22 protein-coding genes and 1 tRNA gene are annotated in these 20,682 nt (G+C 36.0%); 2 read left to right on the forward strand and 21 right to left on the reverse strand.

Going from position 1 to position 20,682, the window contains the following annotated elements; genetic code table 11:
- The first annotated feature begins 273 nt into the window (after positions 1-273).
- Positions 274-348: transfer RNA gene (locus EPK97_RS17585), tRNA-Arg, on the forward strand.
- A gap of 123 nt (positions 349-471) precedes the next feature.
- Entirely contained in the window at positions 472-1,056 is a 585-nt protein-coding gene (gene clpP / locus EPK97_RS17590) for an ATP-dependent Clp endopeptidase proteolytic subunit ClpP (RefSeq protein ID WP_162037942.1), read from the forward strand.
- A 96-nt stretch (positions 1,057-1,152) separates the two neighbouring features.
- On the opposite strand, the gene EPK97_RS17595 is transcribed toward clpP, so the two are convergent.
- The 21 genes from EPK97_RS17595 to lgt all read right to left on the reverse strand — a co-directional run bounded on the left by EPK97_RS17595 (position 1,153) and on the right by lgt (position 20,669).
- On the reverse strand, positions 1,153-1,905 hold the full coding sequence (locus EPK97_RS17595) for an SIMPL domain-containing protein (RefSeq protein WP_162037943.1): 753 nt from the start codon (positions 1,903-1,905) through the stop codon (positions 1,153-1,155).
- A gap of 124 nt (positions 1,906-2,029) precedes the next feature.
- Positions 2,030-2,785 (reverse strand): SIMPL domain-containing protein, encoded by a 756-nt coding sequence (locus EPK97_RS17600; RefSeq protein ID WP_162037944.1) that lies wholly within the window; start codon positions 2,783-2,785, stop codon positions 2,030-2,032.
- A 190-nt stretch (positions 2,786-2,975) separates the two neighbouring features.
- Positions 2,976-3,245 (reverse strand): HPr family phosphocarrier protein, encoded by a 270-nt coding sequence (locus EPK97_RS17605; protein WP_162037945.1) that lies wholly within the window; start codon positions 3,243-3,245, stop codon positions 2,976-2,978.
- Positions 3,246-3,357: 112 nt separating this feature from the next.
- Complete coding sequence (whiA, locus tag EPK97_RS17610; RefSeq protein ID WP_162037946.1) at positions 3,358-4,284, reverse strand: DNA-binding protein WhiA; 927 nt, start codon at positions 4,282-4,284, stop codon at positions 3,358-3,360.
- A 5-nt stretch (positions 4,285-4,289) separates the two neighbouring features.
- Positions 4,290-5,267: a gluconeogenesis factor YvcK family protein gene (locus EPK97_RS17615; protein ID WP_162037947.1), complete on the reverse strand. Its 978-nt coding sequence runs from the start codon at positions 5,265-5,267 to the stop codon at positions 4,290-4,292.
- 15 nt (positions 5,268-5,282) lie between these two features.
- The gene (gene rapZ, locus EPK97_RS17620; protein WP_162037948.1) at positions 5,283-6,167 is read right to left on the reverse strand and encodes an RNase adapter RapZ; all 885 of its coding nucleotides are present in this window, start codon (positions 6,165-6,167) and stop codon (positions 5,283-5,285) included.
- 23 nt (positions 6,168-6,190) lie between these two features.
- Positions 6,191-7,141 carry an ROK family glucokinase gene (locus tag EPK97_RS17625; RefSeq protein WP_162037949.1) on the reverse strand — a complete coding sequence of 317 codons (951 nt, stop codon included), beginning with the start codon at positions 7,139-7,141 and terminating at the stop codon, positions 6,191-6,193.
- Positions 7,142-7,646: 505 nt separating this feature from the next.
- Positions 7,647-8,594, reverse strand: coding sequence for a thioredoxin-disulfide reductase (trxB, locus tag EPK97_RS17630; RefSeq protein WP_162037950.1), 948 nt, complete (start codon positions 8,592-8,594; stop codon positions 7,647-7,649).
- A gap of 100 nt (positions 8,595-8,694) precedes the next feature.
- Positions 8,695-10,386: a tetratricopeptide repeat protein gene (locus tag EPK97_RS17635; protein WP_162037951.1), complete on the reverse strand. Its 1,692-nt coding sequence runs from the start codon at positions 10,384-10,386 to the stop codon at positions 8,695-8,697.
- Positions 10,387-10,765: 379 nt separating this feature from the next.
- Entirely contained in the window at positions 10,766-11,716 is a 951-nt protein-coding gene (locus EPK97_RS17640; RefSeq protein WP_162037952.1) for a ribose-phosphate diphosphokinase, read from the reverse strand.
- Positions 11,717-11,734: 18 nt separating this feature from the next.
- The gene (gene hisJ, locus EPK97_RS17645) at positions 11,735-12,541 is read right to left on the reverse strand and encodes a histidinol-phosphatase HisJ (RefSeq protein WP_162037953.1); all 807 of its coding nucleotides are present in this window, start codon (positions 12,539-12,541) and stop codon (positions 11,735-11,737) included.
- Positions 12,531-13,196, reverse strand: a complete 666-nt coding sequence (gene hisIE / locus EPK97_RS17650) for a bifunctional phosphoribosyl-AMP cyclohydrolase/phosphoribosyl-ATP diphosphatase HisIE (protein WP_162037988.1) — start codon at positions 13,194-13,196, stop codon at positions 12,531-12,533. The genes hisJ and hisIE overlap by 11 nt, the downstream gene beginning before the upstream one ends.
- A 29-nt stretch (positions 13,197-13,225) precedes the next feature.
- Positions 13,226-13,984 (reverse strand): imidazole glycerol phosphate synthase subunit HisF, encoded by a 759-nt coding sequence (gene hisF / locus EPK97_RS17655; protein ID WP_162037954.1) that lies wholly within the window; start codon positions 13,982-13,984, stop codon positions 13,226-13,228.
- Between the two features lie 3 nt (positions 13,985-13,987).
- Entirely contained in the window at positions 13,988-14,719 is a 732-nt protein-coding gene (hisA, locus tag EPK97_RS17660) for a 1-(5-phosphoribosyl)-5-[(5-phosphoribosylamino)methylideneamino]imidazole-4-carboxamide isomerase (protein WP_162037955.1), read from the reverse strand.
- 25 nt (positions 14,720-14,744) lie between these two features.
- Positions 14,745-15,362 (reverse strand): imidazole glycerol phosphate synthase subunit HisH, encoded by a 618-nt coding sequence (gene hisH / locus EPK97_RS17665; RefSeq protein WP_162037956.1) that lies wholly within the window; start codon positions 15,360-15,362, stop codon positions 14,745-14,747.
- Positions 15,363-15,365: 3 nt separating this feature from the next.
- Positions 15,366-15,956: an imidazoleglycerol-phosphate dehydratase HisB gene (gene hisB / locus EPK97_RS17670; protein WP_162037957.1), complete on the reverse strand. Its 591-nt coding sequence runs from the start codon at positions 15,954-15,956 to the stop codon at positions 15,366-15,368.
- A complete protein-coding gene (gene hisD / locus EPK97_RS17675) occupies positions 15,949-17,238 on the reverse strand; it encodes a histidinol dehydrogenase (protein WP_162037989.1) in 1,290 nt (429 codons plus the stop codon). Before hisD ends, hisB begins: the two co-directional genes overlap by 8 nt.
- Positions 17,239-17,263: 25 nt before the next feature.
- Positions 17,264-17,893, reverse strand: coding sequence for an ATP phosphoribosyltransferase (gene hisG, locus EPK97_RS17680; RefSeq protein ID WP_162037958.1), 630 nt, complete (start codon positions 17,891-17,893; stop codon positions 17,264-17,266).
- A 4-nt stretch (positions 17,894-17,897) separates the two neighbouring features.
- Positions 17,898-19,076 (reverse strand): ATP phosphoribosyltransferase regulatory subunit, encoded by a 1,179-nt coding sequence (locus EPK97_RS17685; RefSeq protein ID WP_162037959.1) that lies wholly within the window; start codon positions 19,074-19,076, stop codon positions 17,898-17,900.
- Between the two features lie 148 nt (positions 19,077-19,224).
- Positions 19,225-19,710: an acyltransferase gene (locus EPK97_RS17690; protein WP_162037960.1), complete on the reverse strand. Its 486-nt coding sequence runs from the start codon at positions 19,708-19,710 to the stop codon at positions 19,225-19,227.
- Positions 19,711-19,763: 53 nt separating this feature from the next.
- Positions 19,764-20,669, reverse strand: a complete 906-nt coding sequence (gene lgt, locus EPK97_RS17695) for a prolipoprotein diacylglyceryl transferase (protein WP_162037961.1) — start codon at positions 20,667-20,669, stop codon at positions 19,764-19,766.
- Between the last annotated feature and the right edge of the window lie 13 nt (positions 20,670-20,682).

Raw genomic sequence — 20,682 nt, forward strand, 5'->3', positions numbered from 1 at the left:
ACGTGATTGTAAATACTTAGCAGGTTTGATTAAATCTAAGTTGTAGTGAGTTGTTTCACTGCGTTGGACTTTATTTGTCCCATATAATCATTTTAAGTCCCACTATGACAAAAAAATAAACAGCCATTTAAACAGCTTTCGAAATAATTATACCTCTTTAGTGTAAGAATGTAAAGCTTATAAACTCCATTATATATCCAAAAGTCACGAATTGAATGTATTGATTTTATGTTAGGTATATCATATAATAGCAAGTACTGTGTACTTTTATTTGCGCTCGTGGTCCAATGGATATGACGCAGGTCTCCGGAACCTGAGATCGAGGTTCAATTCCTCGCGAGCGCGCCATAAATATGAATCATTTTTTTTGATCTTTGTTTGACCTTTCTTGACCTTTGGTGTGCTTTTAAGTTATGATGTATACTACATGATATTTAAAAATTCATTTCAATAAATTGGGAGGTATATTTTATGAATTACGTACCTATGGTTGTCGAACAATCTAATCGTGGAGAACGTGCATATGATATTTATTCAAGGCTTCTTAAAGACCGCATTATTTTTCTCGGAAGTCCCGTAAATGATGTCGTTTCTAATTCCATCATTGCACAAATGTTATTTTTAGCATCTGATGATCCTGACAAAGATATTAGTTTATATATTAATAGTCCTGGTGGTTCCATTACTGCGGGAATGGCTATTTTTGATACGATGCAGTTTATTAAACCAGACGTTTCTACAATCTGTGTTGGTATGGCAGCATCTATGGGAGCTTTCCTATTAGCTGCTGGTGAAAAAGGTAAACGTTATGCTTTACCTAATAGTGAAGTTATGATTCACCAACCTCTTGGTGGTGCTGAAGGTCAAGCGAGTGATATTGAAATCAGAGCGAAAAGAATAGTAAATATGAAAGACAAATTAAATCGTATTTTAGCTGATCGTTCAGGTCAAACTTTAAAGAAAATTCAAAAAGATACTGACCGTGATTACTTTATGAGTGCGGATGAAGCTAAGGAATATGGTCTAATTGATGAAGTAATTGAAAAAGTAAAATAAATCATAATAACTTACAAAACAGACCGTTCTTAATAGAACGGTCTGTTTTAGTTACGAAGCCTTTTTTCACTTTTTGTAATGTTATTTTGGGGTATTTTAAAAGTCGTATTGCACTGTTACTTGTGTTGTAATACTAATCTGACCAGTTGATATAGAAGTAGATGAGTCTTCAGCGGCATATAATTTAGCAGTAGCACCACCAAGAGGACTGATAGATACACCTCGACCTTGAACCACATTTACTATGCCTTTGATCGATTTATTTTCAGTTTTTGCAATCGTAGTTGCTTTTTCCTTTGCATTTGCCATCGCTTTTTCAATCGCTTCTAATTCATACTCATCTGATTTTTCTGTTCCGAACTGGATATTGTCCACACGGTTTACACCCGCTTTAGTTAAATCATCTACTAATTTACCAATCTCATCTATCTCTCTATATGTGATTTGTAGAGTATGGCTTGTTTTGTAACCTAACAATTTTGGTGCTTCATCCTGTATATACTGATATTCTGGTTGAACATTAAACCTTGTTGTTTTCACATCTTCTTTTTTAAACTTATATGTGTCGTACAACACTTTCTCAACATTTGCCATAATTTTTGCATTTTCATCCTGTGATTTTTTAGCTGTGTCTGCTTTTGTTTCAACTGTAACTTGAACATAAGCTACGTCAGGTTCTACCATAATTTCTCCGTTACCTGTCACTGTGATTGTATGGCTCTTTGTCTGACCTTCCTGTGCCTCTACACTTCCCTTTACATTAGTAGATTGGAAAAAACCTACCCAAGCTGCTGCAGCCAACACTATGCTTAGTGCAATAATAGAAATTCTTTTTTTTGTGATTTGCATCTTTAATCTCTCCTTTAGAATGAACTTTTATCTTATTTTTAACAAATATCTTTTCATTATGATCTCGGCCCCGCAAAAGTAATAGAATTATTCTACCGAGATTCACCTCACTTTTGTGGGTGTATTAAAATTCATATTGTACACTAACATTCGTAGTGATTTTTATTTGTCCACTAGATATGGACGTATTGTTATTATCCATTGAAAATTCTGCTTCTGTTAATGCATATGGAGAAATCGGATTGCTAAAAGTAGGGTTTCCTTGAACGACATGAATGATGCCTTTGATATTTTTATTTTCCGCTTTGGCAATCACTTCAGCTTTCTTCTTCGCATTCTTCATTGCCTTTTCAATCGCAGCTAATTCATATTCATCTGATTTTTCAGTATCAAATTGAATGTTGTCTACTCGATTTACGCCTGCTTTTGTTAAGTCATCCAGCAATTTTCCAATTTGTTGTATATCTCTATAAGTAATTTTCAAAGAATGATTTGTTTCATAACCTAATAATACTGGTGCCTGGTTCTCTTTGTACTGATACTTTGGATAAACATTAAATCTAATGGTTTGTATATCTTCTTTTTTGAGTTTAAACGTATCAGATATGACGTTCTCTACTTCTTTCACTATCTTGGCATTTTCCTCTTGTGAATTTTTGGCTGTATCCCCCTTTGTTTCAATTGCCACTGTTACGAAGGCAACATCAGGTTCGACTGTAAGCTCACCGTTACCAGAAACCGTTATCGAATTACTATTAGTCGTTTGAGTTTCTTCAGCTTGAACCTTTCCATTTCCTTCTGAGATTTGTAAAATGATAAACCAAGTCATCGTAGCTAAAATGAAGGTAAAAACCAATATGGACAACCGCTTCATCGTCATATAAAAAAACATCCCCTCTTATTAAGACTCTTCTCAAACAATTAGACGATACATGGAAACAAAAGGTTGCAGTTTTAAAAGAGAAGAAGAGAAAATTAAATTCGTGGCTTTATTTTGTATAAAAGTAAAAAACCAGCATTCAAGCTTCCTAAGAAGAAGCTAAACACTGGCTTGCATTGTTTATGATTCATTACTGAGTTTCTAATTCTTCCTTACTGCATAAATCAACTAGAGCGTTTACAGCTAGTTCTGCATCAGAACCTTCAGCGCTAATATTAATTTCCGTACCTGAACTAATAGCTAAACTCATAATTCCCATAATACTTTTTGCATTTACTTTTTTATCATCTTTTTCTACAAAAATTTCTGAAGAAAACTTATTAGCTTCTTGTACAAACAATGCAGCTGGTCTTGCATGAAGTCCTGTTTTTAACTTTACAACGACTGGGTGATTAACCATTAACCTCAATACCCCCTATACTACTTCTATAAATATTTATATTATACCACTATTAACGTTTTAATTCTATAAAGAAAACCTCTTAATAAAGCCTTCTCAAAGAGATATGAAATCAATTCCTAATCTGCTCCGCTATCTTATCAATCTTTCTTAAGCGATGATTTACTCCTGATTTACTAACCTTATCTCTTAAAAGTTCACCTAACTCTGTTAAATTTAAATCTGGATGCTGTAATCTTAATTCTGCAACTTCCCTCAATTTATCTGGTAAATGATCCAAACCCATTGTTTCTTGAATCAGTTTGATATTATCTATTTGTCTCATTGCAGCACCAATCGTTTTATTAAGATTAGCTGTCTCACAGTTCACCAGCCTATTCACTGAATTGCGCATATCTCTCATAATCCGAACATCTTCAAATTTGAGCAAAGCTTGGTGAGCACCGATTATATTTAACAAATAAATGATCTTCTCCCCTTCTTTGATGTAAAAAATGAATCCTTTTTTCCTTTCAATACATCTAGCGTTTAAATCAAATTCATTTGCTAAATCACAAAGAGCATTACAATGATCCTCATACATTGAAGCAATTTCAAGATGATACGAAGAGCCTTCTGGATTATTAACTGACCCCGCTGCAAGAAAAGCACCTCTTAAGTATGCTCTTTTACAGCATGTATCTTGAATGATTTGTTGATCAATGTTCGTTTTAAAAATAAACCCTTCTGATACAATTCTCAGATCAGACAATAGTGACTGAACTTGATCAGGTATTCGAACAATATAAACATTATTTTTCTTCAACCGCATTTTCTTTTGAACTAAAATTTCAGTATGAATGTTAAATTGTTTTTTTATTAAAGAATACATTCTCCTAGCTATTGCTGCATTCTCAGTTAAAATATCCAATACCACTCTCTGATTGGTTATTTTAATCGTTCCATTCATACGAATTAGTGCTGAAAGCTCAGCCATCGCACAGCAGCGATCTACTTCAATCAACGTTAGTTCTTTTTTCGTTTGTGCCGCAAAGGACAAACGAATCACCTCTTCCTTGACAACCCACGTTCAACTAATTGATAAATATGCATGCTCAGTTTTTCAGCATCATGCCGTAAATAAGTTCGATATAACACAAGTTTGTCAGATATGACTTCAAAACCGTTTTTTAAAATCTCATCTAAATCTACTTTTACTGGTAAGGCACCTTTTTCTGCATACTTTTGTTGAACATGTGATGGAATTTCTTCATTGTTTACAATGACATAGTCAAAAATATGATACCCCATATGCTGATAAATAGCCTGTAAGTGATCGTTTACCGTATAATTATCTGTTTCTCCTGGTTGTGTCATTACATTGCTGACGTATATTTTAACAGCAGTAGATTGATCAATCGTATCCGCAATTTGAGGAACTAATAGATTAGGAATGATACTAGTATATAAGCTTCCAGGCCCGATCAAAATGGCATCTGCTTCCTTAATCGCTTCAATTGCCTCCAGCAAAGGAGTAACTTCACTTTTTTCAATAAAAACCTTCTTTATCTTTTTTCCCACTTTTGGGATTTGAGATTCCCCAACAATAATACTACCATCTTCCATCTCTGCCTTTAAAACAATGGCTTGACCAGAAGCAGGTAGCACTCTTCCTCTAACAGCTAAAACCCTACTTAGTTCTTTTATACCCGTGACAAAATCACCAGTAATATCTGTCATAGCAGCAAGAATTAAATTACCTACACTATGACCTGCAAGCCCTGTCCCAGTGGTAAAGCGATGAGATAATACTTGAGAAAGTATGGGTTCAGCATCTGCTAAGGCTGTTATAACATTCCTAATATCACCTGGTGGAGGAATTTGTAGTTCAGATCTTAGAATGCCTGAACTCCCACCATCATCAGCTACAGTAACAATGGCTGTAATATCTAGAGGTTTCTTTTTCAAACCTCTTAACATAACAGAAAGACCTGTACCGCCACCTATGACAACAATTTTAGGAAGCTCTAAGTTACTATCCATTTAAGCCCCCCCCAACTAATGGTCTCGATCTGAATCTCGGTGGCTTACTCTAATCACTTCTGACTCACTATTGCCGATCATTCTCCCTAAATACTCAGCGATAGCAACAGATCTATGTTTACCACCTGTACATCCAATACCGATCACAATTTGACTTTTGCCTTCCTTGATATATTGTGGGATCAAGAAATGTAGTAAATCTAATAATTTCGTTAAAAAGGTTTGTGTGTCGCCCCACTTCATGACATAATCATAAACCTCAGTGTTTTTCCCAGTATGGGGTCTAAGCTGTTCAATATAATGAGGATTTGGTAAGAAACGAACATCAAAAATTAAGTCTGCATCAATAGGTGTTCCATATTTAAAACCAAAAGACATCACATTAATGTGAATTCCATTTTGTTGGTTTTCAGTAAAACTAGATGAGATTTTTTGTTTAAGTTCTGCCAATTTTAAATGGCTCGTGTCCACAACCAAGGTGGATGAACCTTTTAACTCCTCAAGCATTTTACGCTCTAACTGTATTCCATCTAACGGTAGTCCTTCGGAAGCCAATGGATGACGTCTGCGACTTTCTTTATATCTTTGTACAAGCACAGAATCTGTAGCATCCAAAAATAGGATTTCATACTTTATTGTGTGGTTGTTTTTTATATAATTAAGAGAATCAGATAATGCTTCAAAAAACTCTCTTCCTCTTAAATCGATCACTAACGCAACTTTACCAATTCTACCATTTGATTGTTCGATCAAATCAGCAAACTTAGGAATTAATACGGGCGGTAAATTATCTACACAGAAAAAACCCAAATCTTCTAAACATTGCACAGCCACAGTTTTACCTGCACCCGACATTCCCGTTACAATTACTAATTTAGCTATATGATTGGAGTTCTCCATGATTTCTCCCCCTTGTGGTAAGGCTAAATTTTAAATAAATTCAAACCTGCAGCACCAACGATACCCGCATCATTCCCTAATGTAGCAGGGACGATATCCACACCTTCTTTAATTGCATCTGGTGTGAATTTCTCAAAATTCTCTTGAATTTGATCAAATAAAATATCTCCTGCTTTTGATACTCCTCCTCCAACAATAAATCTTTGTGGATTTAACACAAATGCCAACATCGACATTGATCTTCCTAAATAATAAGCCGCTCTCATTACGATTCGAATAGATACCTCATCATTTACTCTCGCTGCATCAAATACATCCTTCGCAGTAATAGTGTCAAGCAATGACAAAGACGTTCTCTCGCCTCTCTCTACTGCATCTTTAGCCATACGGATTATACCTGTAGCTGAAGATACTGTTTCAAGACACCCTTTTTGCCCGCATCCACATTGAATAGCTTCCAAATCTGGTACAACTGACATATGACCGATTTCTCCAGCCATCCCATTGAACCCTTGATGTATTTTATCTTCTATAATAATACCGCCACCAACACCTGTACCTAACGTGTAACAAATGACATCTGAAACGCCAGCTCCAGCACCACTCCAAACTTCCCCTAACGCAGCAACATTCGCATCATTATTTACAATGACTGGCTTCCCGGTCTTTTCTTCTAAAACGTTTTTCACATGGACATTTTCCCAGCCTAAATTAGCTGCTCTCTTCACTAATCCATTTTTGTCCACAAATCCTGCAATACCTGCTCCAATACCAGCCACATTGTCCCAGCTAAAAGTAGAGTCTTCAACAATTTTTTTTACATAGGTTGTGATATTGTCTGTAACTTGTTCATATCCCCCTTCAGATTCCGTAGGACCTTCATAGGTTTGAATTAACTTCCCTTTACTATCACAAATTCCAACTTTAACGGTTGTTCCTCCTAGATCTACACCTATATAAATCTGCTCTAACATTCTTTACACCTCAAATTTTTTTATTAATTTAACTTCATTTCTCATCTAAAAAGTTCCATTTTCAGCATCAATGACAATGTTCAACTTTAACTACGCTGACATCATGTAATGAAAAAAAGGGGACTTTTTAAACGAAATGGATCGCCTCCATCATTTCTGATTGTGCCCCTGCTTTGGACGTGCTGGTCTCGACATTTATCACCTAAACATGTCGGTGTTAACAGGTAATCCTACGTTTTTATGTGGTTATTAGAATAACCTTTTAACTTTCACTATAAGCTATGCTTATGACAAGGTCAAGACACTTATCTATAGCAAAGAATACTATGGTCAACATTACAATTAAGTAATTATCAAACTAATGTCATAAACCGATTTCTTTCGACAATTTTCAATTATCAGAAATAAGCAAACAGAAAACTCGCCGATTGGCGAGTTTCTTTTCACTTTTTTTGGGTGCCGGCGTTCTCCACTTTAGTCGGCCTTCACATCACTTTTGTGGGTATTATAACGTTTGGCTCCAGTCGTGGACTGCGCTTCCTTCTAAATACTTCTCTGCATCTAATGCAGCCATACATCCTGAACCTGCAGCGGTAATGGCTTGACGATAAATTTTGTCTTGAACATCTCCACAAGCAAAAATACCTTCTACATTCGTTTGTGTTGTGCCTGGTTTTACTTGGATGTATCCCACTTCATCTGTATCTAATACCCCTTTTAAAAACCCTGTATTTGGACGATGACCGATGGCTACAAAAATGCCGTCTGTTTCAATAATTTCTTCTTGTCCCGTTTCAGTATCCTTGACTTTTAATCCTGTTACACCATTGTCTCCAGCTACAACTTCAATCGGTGTTTTATTTAATGCCCAGCTTACCTTCTCATTCTTACGTGCATAATCCTGCATAATCTTAGAAGCACGTAATTCATTTCTACGATGAACCACTTTCACATCCGTCGCAAACTTAGTAAGGAAGTTCGCTTCCTCCATTGCGGAATCTCCTCCACCTATAACAATAACTTTTTTACCTCTAAAGAAAAATCCGTCGCAAGTTGCACACGCACTAACTCCACGCCCCATATTTTCCGATTCACCTGGTATCCCTAACAATTTAGCTGATGCTCCAGTAGATATTATGACAGATTGTGCTTCAATTTCTTCTGAGCCTTCTAAAAATAATTTGAAAGGACGTTGGGAGTGTTCTATTTTATTAACCCATCCAGTTTTAAATTTTGCACCGAATCTTTCAGCTTGTTTACGCATGTTGTCCATTAATTCAGGTCCCATAATTCCATCTGGAAATCCAGGAAAATTCTCTACATCTGTAGTGATCGTTAATTGTCCACCTGGTTCTGGTCCATCTATAACTAAAGGCTCAAGATTTGCGCGAGCTAAATAAATAGCAGCAGTTAATCCTGATGGACCTGTTCCTACAACAACTGATTTATACATAAAAATTCCTCCTCGATACGTAATTCATTCAAGTACTTTATAATAATTATCTTATAGTAATCATTATAAAGTAAAAATATAAAAAAGAAAGTAATTTATATTACAAAACGTTATTTTTTATTAAATCTATATTTTTTCTGATCGTGGACACGGATATCTGATATCTTTCCGAGACTTCACGATAGGTGAGTTCAACATTGTACATTTTTGCGATTAAATATTCAAGTGCTGCAGACCAACCATTTGGTTTATTTATTTTAGGTACATTTGGATATTTCATGGTAAGAAAATTAACCCACAATGTATACAACTCATATTTCTGCTGCAAATCATATCGATCTTCCATGTGAATTAAAGCTTCGTCTATGATCAAATGCCACTTCTCATCCCAACTTATAAGCTTATTGGAAAGAGGTAATAAATCTATACTTAGTTTTTCCCCATTTGTTGTTATCATTTCGTATGGTTCCGAAGCTTTCATAGTTCGAAGTAAAAATACAGCGATTCTCTTAAGTTTATCTTTTTCATTTGGTTCTAAAAGAAATTTCCTTAATAACTTTTCTACATCTTTATTCTGAATGAAGCTTATGATTTCTAAAACTTGAAGTTTATTTGTCGTCGTACCATGAAACAAACCCCATTTTAACGAAGTTTGAACGATATGATTTGTATCCCACTCATTTAATACATTTTCCTTCCATTTCCCTAGCATATGAAAATGCTCTTCGAAAGGTAAAAAGTAATGGTAGCTTAACATCATTTCTTGATCAGATATTAACTTATCAAATTCTTCAATAAAAAAGTTGGGTACGATATCTTTACCATCTATATTCTTTGCTTGTTTCCAGAGACGTAATGCCTTCTCAAACCTTTTTGTATTAAAGGCGGCAACAGCTGCATAATGAAACAAAGACGGCTCAATAACCTCATCTCCTGTTTTTATTAACCTTAAGAAGTGATGGTATGCCATTTCATGATTGCCTAATAGACCCAATGTCATTGCAAGTTTGTAAAGCTGATCTGGAAGATATGGGTATGTTTTGCTTAACAATTGTAAAATTTCTGATAATTTGGCTTCATCTTGTATCTGTCTATAATATATCGCTAAATTACATAAAGCGTGTAAGTTTCCTGGATCTACCTTTAAAACCTCTTCAATGTGCTTAGATGTTTTTTCATAGTTACCAATATAGTAATATGCTAAGGCTAGGTTATTCTGAGCTGCAATAAAATCTGGATATTTTTTGATGATTTTTTCTAAAAGATGAATAGCCTCCGGACATTTACCTTCTTCTAATAAAAGTCTTGCACGATCGTGATCAAAAAACTTTTCTTTCGATTTCAATTTTTTGATGGGTATATCTCGATTGAGTTCAATGCTTAGAAGTTCGATCATTTCATCACATTCTTCTAAAAATTGTCCCTCAACATCTTTTTCTAAATAAGAAACCAGCGCCTCTTCAGCTGATTCAAATAAATCCATATTCATATAATTATTGGCCATATAAAAATGACACTCTGTCATGGAAGGATCCACTTCATCGAGTACCTTTTTTAAAATTTGATTCGATTCTCTATAATCGCCTAATTCAGAATATACACCAGCCAAGTTAGCATGATTAACCGCATTTTCCGGTTCTAACTCCATGGCTCTCCTAAAATATTTTAGTGCCTTAGCATATTGATAACGATCCAAAAAATGGACAGCTTTTTCGTAAAAGAATGTGGCATTCATGCTCAGTGATACAATATTCGTTTTATCTCTTCCAACCACTGTTCTTTTTCTTTGCATTTCTGTAGGCACCTCCATATAAGTAAGGGTTCAAAAAGTTCAGTTTTCAGCACCGAGAAGATTGTGCAAACATGCAGAAGCCGGAGCGGAGTGTAGAGATTGGTTACATGAGCACCGGACTTCAAATGTGAGTGCAAGGTTCGATGTCGAAATCACTCCCTCTTGCTACTTCGTGATCAAAAGTGGACTTTTTGAATATCCTCTATTAAGTAAGAATCAAACAAAGTATAACATATCTTAATAACCTAATAAAAGTAACATTCATATCAAAACCCCCAAAAAGCAAAAAAGAAGGAAAGCCCTTTTTCTTTACCTTTTGGGGATTATTAAAGTTATGATTTGGCAAGACAACCTCAAATCATGTGAATGCTATAAAGGTTTAAACTCCACCTGACTTAAATAATGTACTGATAGATCCACCCTCCATAATAATTTTTATCGCGTCCGCAAGTAAGCCAGCCATTGAAATCACTTTAAATTTAGTTGGATGATCTTCAGGCAATGCTATGGAGTCGGTGACTACGATTTCTTTTATATTGGGATGATCTAACCTTTCTAAGGCTGGACCAGAGAATACTGGATGTGTTGCACATACATAAACATCATTGGCACCTTTTTCTTTTAAACCTTCCACTACATTAACAATGGTAGTTCCAGTATCAATCATATCTTCAATAATGATAGGTGTTTGTCCTTTAACATCCCCAATAATATGTGTAATCACTGATTCATTATGTGCAGGACGTTTTTTGATCATGATCGCAAAAGGTGAGTCTAAATAATTCGCTAGTTTTTCTGCGGTGGATGCTCTACCTGCATCTGGAGAAACTACAATTGGATTTTCAATATTTTGTGCTTTTAAATAGTGCGTGATATGATCCAATGCTGTTAAATGATCCACTGGGATATTAAAAAAACCTTGAATAGCTGGAGCATGTAAATCAATTGTAATGACACGACTAGTCCCTGCCGTAGTTAATAAGTCCGCAACTAACTTTGCTGAAATAGGTTCACGAGGTGCTGCTTTCCTCTCTTGACGAGCATACCCATAATATGGAAGTACAACTTGAACGGTTCTTGCAGATGCTCTCTTAGCAGCATCAATCATAACAAGAAGTTCCATCAAATGTTCATTAATCGGGTGTGAAATGGATTGAACGAGAAAAACATCACAATTACGAATAGACTCCTCGAAATGGACATAAATCTCACCGCTTTTAAATCGGGAAAGTTTAATTTTCCCTAATGATTTTCCAAGATTATTACATATTTGTTGTGCCAGCTGAGGATTGGCAGATCCTGTGAATACTTTCACACATTCATAATTCATGATTTACCTCCTGAAAATTTATAAACATACCATGATCCGCTTGCGCTGATCATATGTAGCTAACTGTGTAAAACCTATTTTTTTCAACAAATTTCGCGCTTGATCTAGAAACAAACCAAGCTGTTCTGGTTTGTGTGCATCTGAACCAATCGTTAAAGGAATGTCGAGTTTGTGACATTCAAGTAGAATGCGTTCACTTGGAAACATTTCTTCAACGGGCATGCGTAAACCAGAGGCATTTAATTCAATCGCTAATCCATGTTCCTTAATTAGATTTAACGTTTGCCTCTCTATTTCTATCATATCACTTTTTGGCTTCCGACCAAACCTTTTTATCACATCTAAATGACCAATGTAATCATAAAGGTCAGTTTTCACTGCTTTTTGGACAGCATCATAATATTGAGCAAACACTTCATCTACATCTCGATTTTCCCAATGATCTAATTGTCGGAAATCTGAAATATCCCATTCTCCTAAGAAATGAACAGAGCCAATGACATAGTCCCATGGGTAGGAAGAAATAATTTTTTCAATTTCAGTTTCGTACCCTTCAATATAATCTGCCTCAAGTCCTACTTTAATATCAATTTGATTTTTATATTTTTTCTTCAATAAAAAACATTCTTCGACATATCTAGGAATTTCATCTGCAGGCATAGCCATTCCCGGTAAATACGTTTTTGGGTCTACATGAATTAAAGGCATATGATCCGATAAGCCCAACTGCTGCAAACCGATCTCAATGCCTTTTTTTACGTAATCCTCTAAGGAACCAGAAGCATGTCCACAGCGTTCATGATGTGTATGGTAATCAATCAACATGACGCTTCTCTAACTCCTTCATTATATTTTTTATTGGTAGATCTCTATCTTTTAACAATACCATAAGATGAAACATTAAGTCACTTACTTCGTAGGTCAATTCTTCATTATCTTTATTTTTAGCTGCAATGATGACTTCCGCAGTCTCTTCACCGACTTTTTTAAGGATTTTATCGACTCCTTTATCAAATAAATAAGTCGTATATGCACCTTCAGTTCTTTCCTCATATCTTTTTGCAATCACCGATTCTAATACAGCTAATATGTTAAAATTATTTGCCTCATGGTCTTTTAGTACATCATCTTCAGACTTTGAAACAGCAACTTCATTAAAAAAGCAGCTTTGTTCACCTGTGTGGCAAGCAGGACCTTTTTGATTAACAAATACTAACATAGTATCTGCATCACAATCATAGTTCAACCTTATAATAGATTGGGTATGACCAGATGTCTCGCCTTTGTGCCATAGCTTTTGACGTGATCTACTCCAAAACCAGGTTTCTCTTGTTTCTAATGACAACTTTAATGATTCTTTATTCATATAAGCCATCATCAATACATCTTTACTGCTAATATCTTGAACGATTGCAGGAACCAAACCTTGATCATCCCAAGTTATTCTGTCTAATAGATCATTTAAAGTTTGATCAACCATAGGATCAGATGGTTTTAATTGTTGATCTGTCAACGTACTTCCACCCCTTTTTCCTTTAACTCTTGTTTTACGTTATCAATGGATAATTCTTTATAATGAAAAATAGAAGCAGCAAGACCAGCATCTGCCCTACCTTGAGAAAAAACATCATAAAAATGTTCAGATTTACCTGCACCTCCTGATGCAATCACAGGAATACTCACAAGATCTGAAACTGCCCTCGTTAATTGTATATCAAATCCATCTTTTGTGCCATCCGCATCCATACTTGTCAATAAAATTTCACCAGCACCCAAGTTTTCAACTTCTTTCACCCAAGATAAGGCTTTGATACCTGTAGCATTTCTACCTCCATGTGTATAAACTTCCCATTCTTTCCAATCCTCATTATACTTTGCGTCGATAGCCACAACGATACATTGTGAACCAAATTTACGAGCACCTTCTGAAACTAAAATAGGATTTTGAATAGCTGCTGTATTAATCCCAATTTTATCAGCCCCTGCTCGAAGCAAATTCTTCATATCCTCTACACTATTTATCCCTCCACCTACAGTAAAGGGAATAGCAATCTCACCTGCCGTTTGTTTAACAACCTCTACCATTGTTGCACGACCTTCAACAGATGCAGATATATCTAAAAAAACAAGTTCATCAGCACCCTCTTTATCATATATTTCTGCTAATTCAACTGGATCACCGGCATCTCGTAAATTTACAAAATTAACTCCTTTCACCACGCGACCATCTTTCACATCTAAACATGGGATAATTCGTTTTGCTAACATAAATTAAAATCCTTCCTCCATCACTTTAGCTAAATGGATTTTATCCGTATATAGTGCCTTTCCTACGATTGCACCTATTACGCCATCCTGCTTATGAGCAGCCAACTTCTTTAAGTCATTTGTTTCACTTACCCCTCCTGAAGCAATGACTGTTTGTCCTGAAGTTTTAGCCAGCTTAACGATGGACTCTACATTTGGTCCTTGCATCATCCCATCTCTAGATATGTCTGTAAAAATAAACGTTTTTGCTCCTTTTTGAGCTAATTGCAGCGCTAATTCATCTGCTTTTACTTGAGAGGTTTCCAACCAACCTCGAGTAGCAACATATCCATCCCTTGCATCTATTCCAATTGCTATTTTGTCTCCATATTGTTCTAATACTTCTTCAACAAAATCGCGATCCTCAATCGCTGCTGTTCCAATGATAACTCTCGATACACCGCACTTTAAGAGTTGTTTTATATTTTCTTTGGAGCGTATGCCTCCACCCACTTGAATGGGCACGTTTACCGCAGAGGCAATTTCCCCAATTATTTTTTCATTCACAGGATAACCCGCTTTAGCACCATCTAAATCTACAACATGAATCCATGATGCACCTTGCTCCTCCCAAGTTCTTGCAACATCAACTGGACTTTGATGATATACCGTTTCTTGATTATAGTCTCCTTGTACTAAGCGTACACATTTTCCGTCTAAGATATCAATCGCAGGATAAATTGTAAATGATGACATGTTAGTCTCCTCCATAACATTAACTTTACTTCAAAACAGATATTTCCGACATTTTCAAAAAGTTACTTAATAATTTAATTCCTATCGTTCCGCTTTTTTCAGGATGAAACTGCATTCCATACACATTATCTCTCCCTACAATCGCTGTAACCTCCTGAAAGTACTCTGTTGTTGCTAACAAATCGGTGGGTTGATCAAGTTGCACATGAAAAGAATGCACAAAATATACATGACCTTCCTCTAAACCCTCAAATAAAAGATGCTTCTGTTTCATACTCAATTGATTCCACCCCATATGTGGAATCTTGTAATCACCTTGAAAACGAGTCACTTGACCAGGTAACAAATTCAAACCCTCATGCTCACCGTACTCTTCACTGCTTGAAAAAAGAAGTTGCATACCTAAACAAATACCCAATAGAGGTTTTCCAGTTTCTACAAATTTATTTACAACCTCCTGAAGTCCGGTTTGTTTTAATTGTTCCATTGCATCTCCAAATGCCCCAACTCCAGGTAAAATAGCTCCATCAGCATCAAGAATCTCTTGTTTACTAGAAGTAACCAAAGTGGTATAACCTAATCTTTCTACTGCTTTACTTACACTGTGTAAATTGCCCATACCATAGTCAATGATTGCGATCAAAAGTTACAACACTCCTTTCGTTGAGGGAATTCCTTGAACACGTGGATCAATCATAGTTGCTTCATCCAATGCACGTCCAAGTGCTTTAAACACAGCTTCAATCATATGGTGTGTGTTTTGTCCATAATGCACAATAACGTGTAATGTTAATCTAGCTTCAAGAGCAAACTTCCATAAAAATTCATGAACTAGCTCAGTAGAAAAACCTCCCACTAAATTAGAAGGATACTCAGCACGATATTCAAAGTGTGGACGGTTGCTAACATCTATAATCACTTGTGCTAAAGCTTCATCCATTGGAACAAAAACACTTGCATACCTTTTAATTCCCTTTTTATCTCCAAGTGCGTTATATAACGTTTGACCTAAACATATTCCAATATCTTCAACGGTGTGATGATCATCAATTTCTATATCTCCTCTAGCCTTTACATTTAAATCAAATTGTCCATGTTTTGTGAACAAATCCAACATATGATTTAAAAAAGGTACATCCGTTTCAATCTCCGTTTTCCCAGTACCATCAATTGCCAATTGGAGTGAAATATCCGTTTCGTTGGTTTTCCTTTTGATTTGAGAATGACGTTTATCCATCAAGGTTTCCTTCCTTTTCTAAACGAATTTGAATCGACCTAGCATGTCCTTCAAAACCTTCTTGTCTAGCAAGCTGCATAATATATTCACCATTTTGTATAATCGCATCCTTGCTATAATAAATAACACTCGATTTTTTCAAGAAATCATCCACATTTAAAGGAGAAGAAAACCGAGCGGTTCCGTTTGTGGGTAAAATATGATTCGGTCCTGCAAAATAATCACCTACAGGTTCAGCACTATATCTGCCAAGAAATATCGCGCCTGCATTTTCAATCCTTCCTAAAATGCTCATCGGTTCCTCCACCATGATTTCTAAATGCTCTGGAGCTAATTCATTAACCAACTTAATCCCTTCCTCGATATGATCAACGATTAAAATAACACCGTTCTGCTGAATAGATTTACTCGCAATATCCATTCTAGGTAGAACACTTATTTGAGCTTCCACTTCTTTTTGAACTTGTGATGCTAGATCCGAGGAGTTAGTAACTAAAATAGCAGTAGATAGCTCATCATGTTCTGCTTGAGATAAAAGATCAGCCGCTACGTAAGAAGCATCCGCAGATTGATCTGCTAAAATCGTAATATCTGTAGGTCCAGCAATGCTGTCAATATCAACTACGCCATATACCTCTCGTTTAGCCAAAGCAACATAAATGTTTCCTGGTCCACAAATCTTATCAACAGGATGAATCGTTTCCGTACCATATGCCAAAGCTGCAATCGACTGCGCTCCACCTACTCGATACACTTCTTGAATGCCAAGCTCTTTAGCTGCCGCTAAAATATACGGATTAACCCCTTCTTCCCCGTTTGTTGAAGGAGGAGTCACCATGACGATTTCTGAAACACCAGCAACCTGTGCAGGAATCGCATTCATCAATACAGAAGAAGGATAAGCTGCTGTTCCCCCAGGCACATAAATCCCTACTCTTTTCAAAGGTCGGATGACTTGTCCTAACATGCTACCATCCTCCTGTAGATCCATCCAAGAATTCCGCTTCTGTTTTTCATGAAAAACTCTTATATTTTCTGCAGCTTTTCTTAAAGGGACTAGGAATTCATCATCAACTTGGTCATAAGCCGCATCTAATTCTTGTTTTGATACTTTTAAGCTAGCACATTGCACACCGTCATATTGCTCTGTAAATCTAATTAAAGCTTCATCCTTTTCTCGTATAACAGTTTCAATAATATTTTGTACAGCTTTATTTTGTTCCACCGAGCCGTATTCAACTTCTCTATTTATAGTAAATTGTTTAGCAGGTAAAATTCTCATCATATTACACCTCCGCTCCTTCCGTTTATACCTTGATTTCTATTACCGATTGAAGCTGATCACAAAGTAGTTGAATTACGTTGTTTTTCATCCGATAACTCACTCGATTTGCGATTAAACGACTTGTAATAGAAAACATTTCTTCTAACTCTACCAATCCATTTTCACGAAGCGTTCGGCCTGTTTCTACCATATCTACAATTCGATCAGACAATCCAATTAAAGGAGCAAGTTCAATGGAACCATTTAATTTAATCACTTCTACTTGATGACCACGTTCTCTAAAATATTGACTAGCTAGGTTAGGGTATTTTGTAGCAACCTTTGGATTCATGACTTCCTTCCACGCAGGTAGCCCGATCACAGACATTCTGCATCTAGCAATACCAAGATCTATAAGTTCATATACATCTCGATTTTCCTCCATCAACACATCTTTACCAACAATGCCAACATCAGCTACACCATATTCAACGTAAGTGGGGACATCTACTGGTTTCGCCATAATAAACTCCATATTTGCTTCCGGAATAGGAATGATTAATTTTCGTGAATCGTCAAAATCTTCAGGAATAGGTATGTTTGCATCACGGAACAACTGAGATGCTTGTTTAAAAATTCTACCTTTAGGCATGGCTACTTTTAACATCTCCATTTACTTACTTACCCCCTTTCGTCATATTTATAATGTCTGTGTAGTTTTGTAATAGATGAGACTTTGATTCAACTAAGGACGTTGTTTTTCGAGTTTCAATGATTTGACCATCAGCTCTTAACATTTGTGCATGTTTTAACGCTTCCGTACGGTGATGTTCATCATATAAAATTAAGGTACGAGGAAATTCATGATTAGAATTCTGAGTCACAACCTCTAAAATTCGATTTGTTTTTAATGAGAATCCTGTCGCAGGTGCGGGTCTACCAAACTGAGTGAGTAAGTTATCATACCTACCCCCACTGCATACTGGGAAACCAAGTTTACCTGCATAACCTTCAAAAGTCATTCCGGTATAATAAGAGAAATCTCCAAGCATCGTTAAATCAATACCGACATGTTCAGAAACACCATAGGCTTCTAATACTTCCCACACTTCAAACAAATGATGAATGGATTGTTTAGTTGATGGATCGTTGATATAGGTTTTAGCTAGCTCACAAATTTCTTTTCCACCTCTTAGCTTTAAAATACCTTCTAACTCCTGTTTTGCTCCCTCTGGAATAGACAAATGTTTAATCGCTTGTTTATAACCGACATAATTTTTATTTAATAAATGCTCTTTTAAGATGGTTTGTTCTTCTTGATTAGCAATTAATGTTGCTTCAAATAAACCTTGTAGAAATCCCATGTGACCCAATGCAATTTTAAAATTCTCAATACCCGCTGCTTTTAGAGAAGATATAGCAAGTGCAATGATTTCAGCATCTGCATCAGGAGATCCATCTCCAATTAACTCCGCACCTGTCTGAACGAATTCAGCATCTCTTCCCGCTTCATCCTTCATCGCTCTGAACACGTTAGAATGATATGACAACCGAATAGGAAGGGGTTCATCTTTTAACAACGATGAAACAACCCTAGCAATTGGGGCTGTGTTATCTGATCTTAAAACTAATGTTGTACCTTTTTTATCTAAAAGCTTAAAAAGCTTGTGATCTGACGTTAAACTTGCTATACCTACTGTATCGTAATATTCTAATGTAGGTGTAATAATTTCCTGATATCCCCACTTTTCCATGCAATGTATTACATTATTTTCTATTGTTCTCAACCCACGGACAGCATAAGGCAAATAATCTCTTACACCCGATGGTTTTTCAAATACTTTTGGTTTTGACACCGACTTCACCTCATTAAATACTTCTCATCAACCCAAAACGCTTTAGTATGCTACCAAGTTAAAGAGTAATCAATTTTAACACAAAAAGAGCAATAACGTCAACGGTTATTGCTCTACTCACATTTTATTTAAAAAGAGTCGAGGGTTTTCATTGTTTTGATTTTATGACCTGAATAGGATTTCCGCCAACAAAACTGCCTGCTTCTACATCCTTATGTACAACTGACCCAGCGGCAATCACTGCATGATCCCCAATGGTAACTCCTGGGAGGATGGTTGTATTTGCTCCAATCAATACATTTGAGCCGATATGAACCTCACCTAAACGATATTCATCAATAAGATATTCATGAGCTAAAATGGTTGTATTATATCCAATAATAGAGTTTTCACCAACATGAATTTTTTCTGGAAAAAAAACATCTACCATGACCATTAATGCAAAGGCAGTTTGTTCCCCAACCTTCATCCCTAATATATTTCTATAAATCCAATTTTTCAGCCTTAGAGAAGGGGAGTAGCGTGTAATCTGAATAAATATAAAATTACGAAACCCCTTCCATTTGCTAACCGTTTTATAAATTTGCCATAATGAATTGTTTCCTTGCATAGGGAAACGTTCTGTATTTCTCAAACTAAATTCCTCACTATCTATATTAATACGTGTTCACTGCTGAAAATCAACCTCTAGTATCGTTCAATTGGATCTGAGTACTTTGGAAGGTTCGGATTTTTCATTCTGCGTATGATGATCATAACTATCGCGAACAAAATGAGTAATAAACTAATAAACTGCGCGATTCTAATATTCCCATATGCCATATTCCCTGCATCGCCAAATATCAATGACATTGGAGCCCATAGAATATCCATAAAATCAGCGAAAAATTGAGGACCTGTAAAAGCTAAACTATCCGTACGCAATCCTTCGATGAAGAAACGTCCTAATGAATACCACATAATATAAGTGAAAAACATTTCACCAGACTTCATAAATGGTCTTCTACGCAATACGAATAATAACAATAATCCAGCTAAGTTCCAAATCGATTCATATAAAAACGTAGGGTGATAAAATATACCCTCTATGTACATTTGATTCACAATAAAATCAGGTAGATGAAGTGTATCTCTTAAAAAAGTTTCAGCTACTGGACCACCATGAGCCTCCTGATTCATAAAGTTTCCCCAACGTCCAATCATTTGTCCTAAAATTAAAGATGGTGCACATATATCTGCAATACGCCAAAAACTCACTCGCTTCACTTTAAAATAAATAGCGGCTCCGATGACAGCACCTATGAGAGCCCCATGGATAGCTAGTCCACCATTTTGAATCATGATAATTTCTAACGGGTCGTTTTTATAACTATCCCATTTAAAAGCAACGTAGTATAACCTTGCACCAACGATTGCAGATGGGACTCCAATTAACAGTAAGTCTAAAAAGAAGTCAGGAGACAAATTAAACCTCTTACCTTCTAAAATGGCTAGTAATAAACCCGCTAAAGCTGCACTTCCTAATATAATCCCATACCAATGCACATCAATTGGACCAATTGAAAACAAGACAGGATCAATAACATAAAACATGCAATTTCCTCCT

The organism is Chengkuizengella sediminis (assembly GCF_010078385.1).
Classification (GTDB): Bacteria; Bacillota; Bacilli; order Paenibacillales; family KCTC-33759; genus Chengkuizengella; species Chengkuizengella sediminis.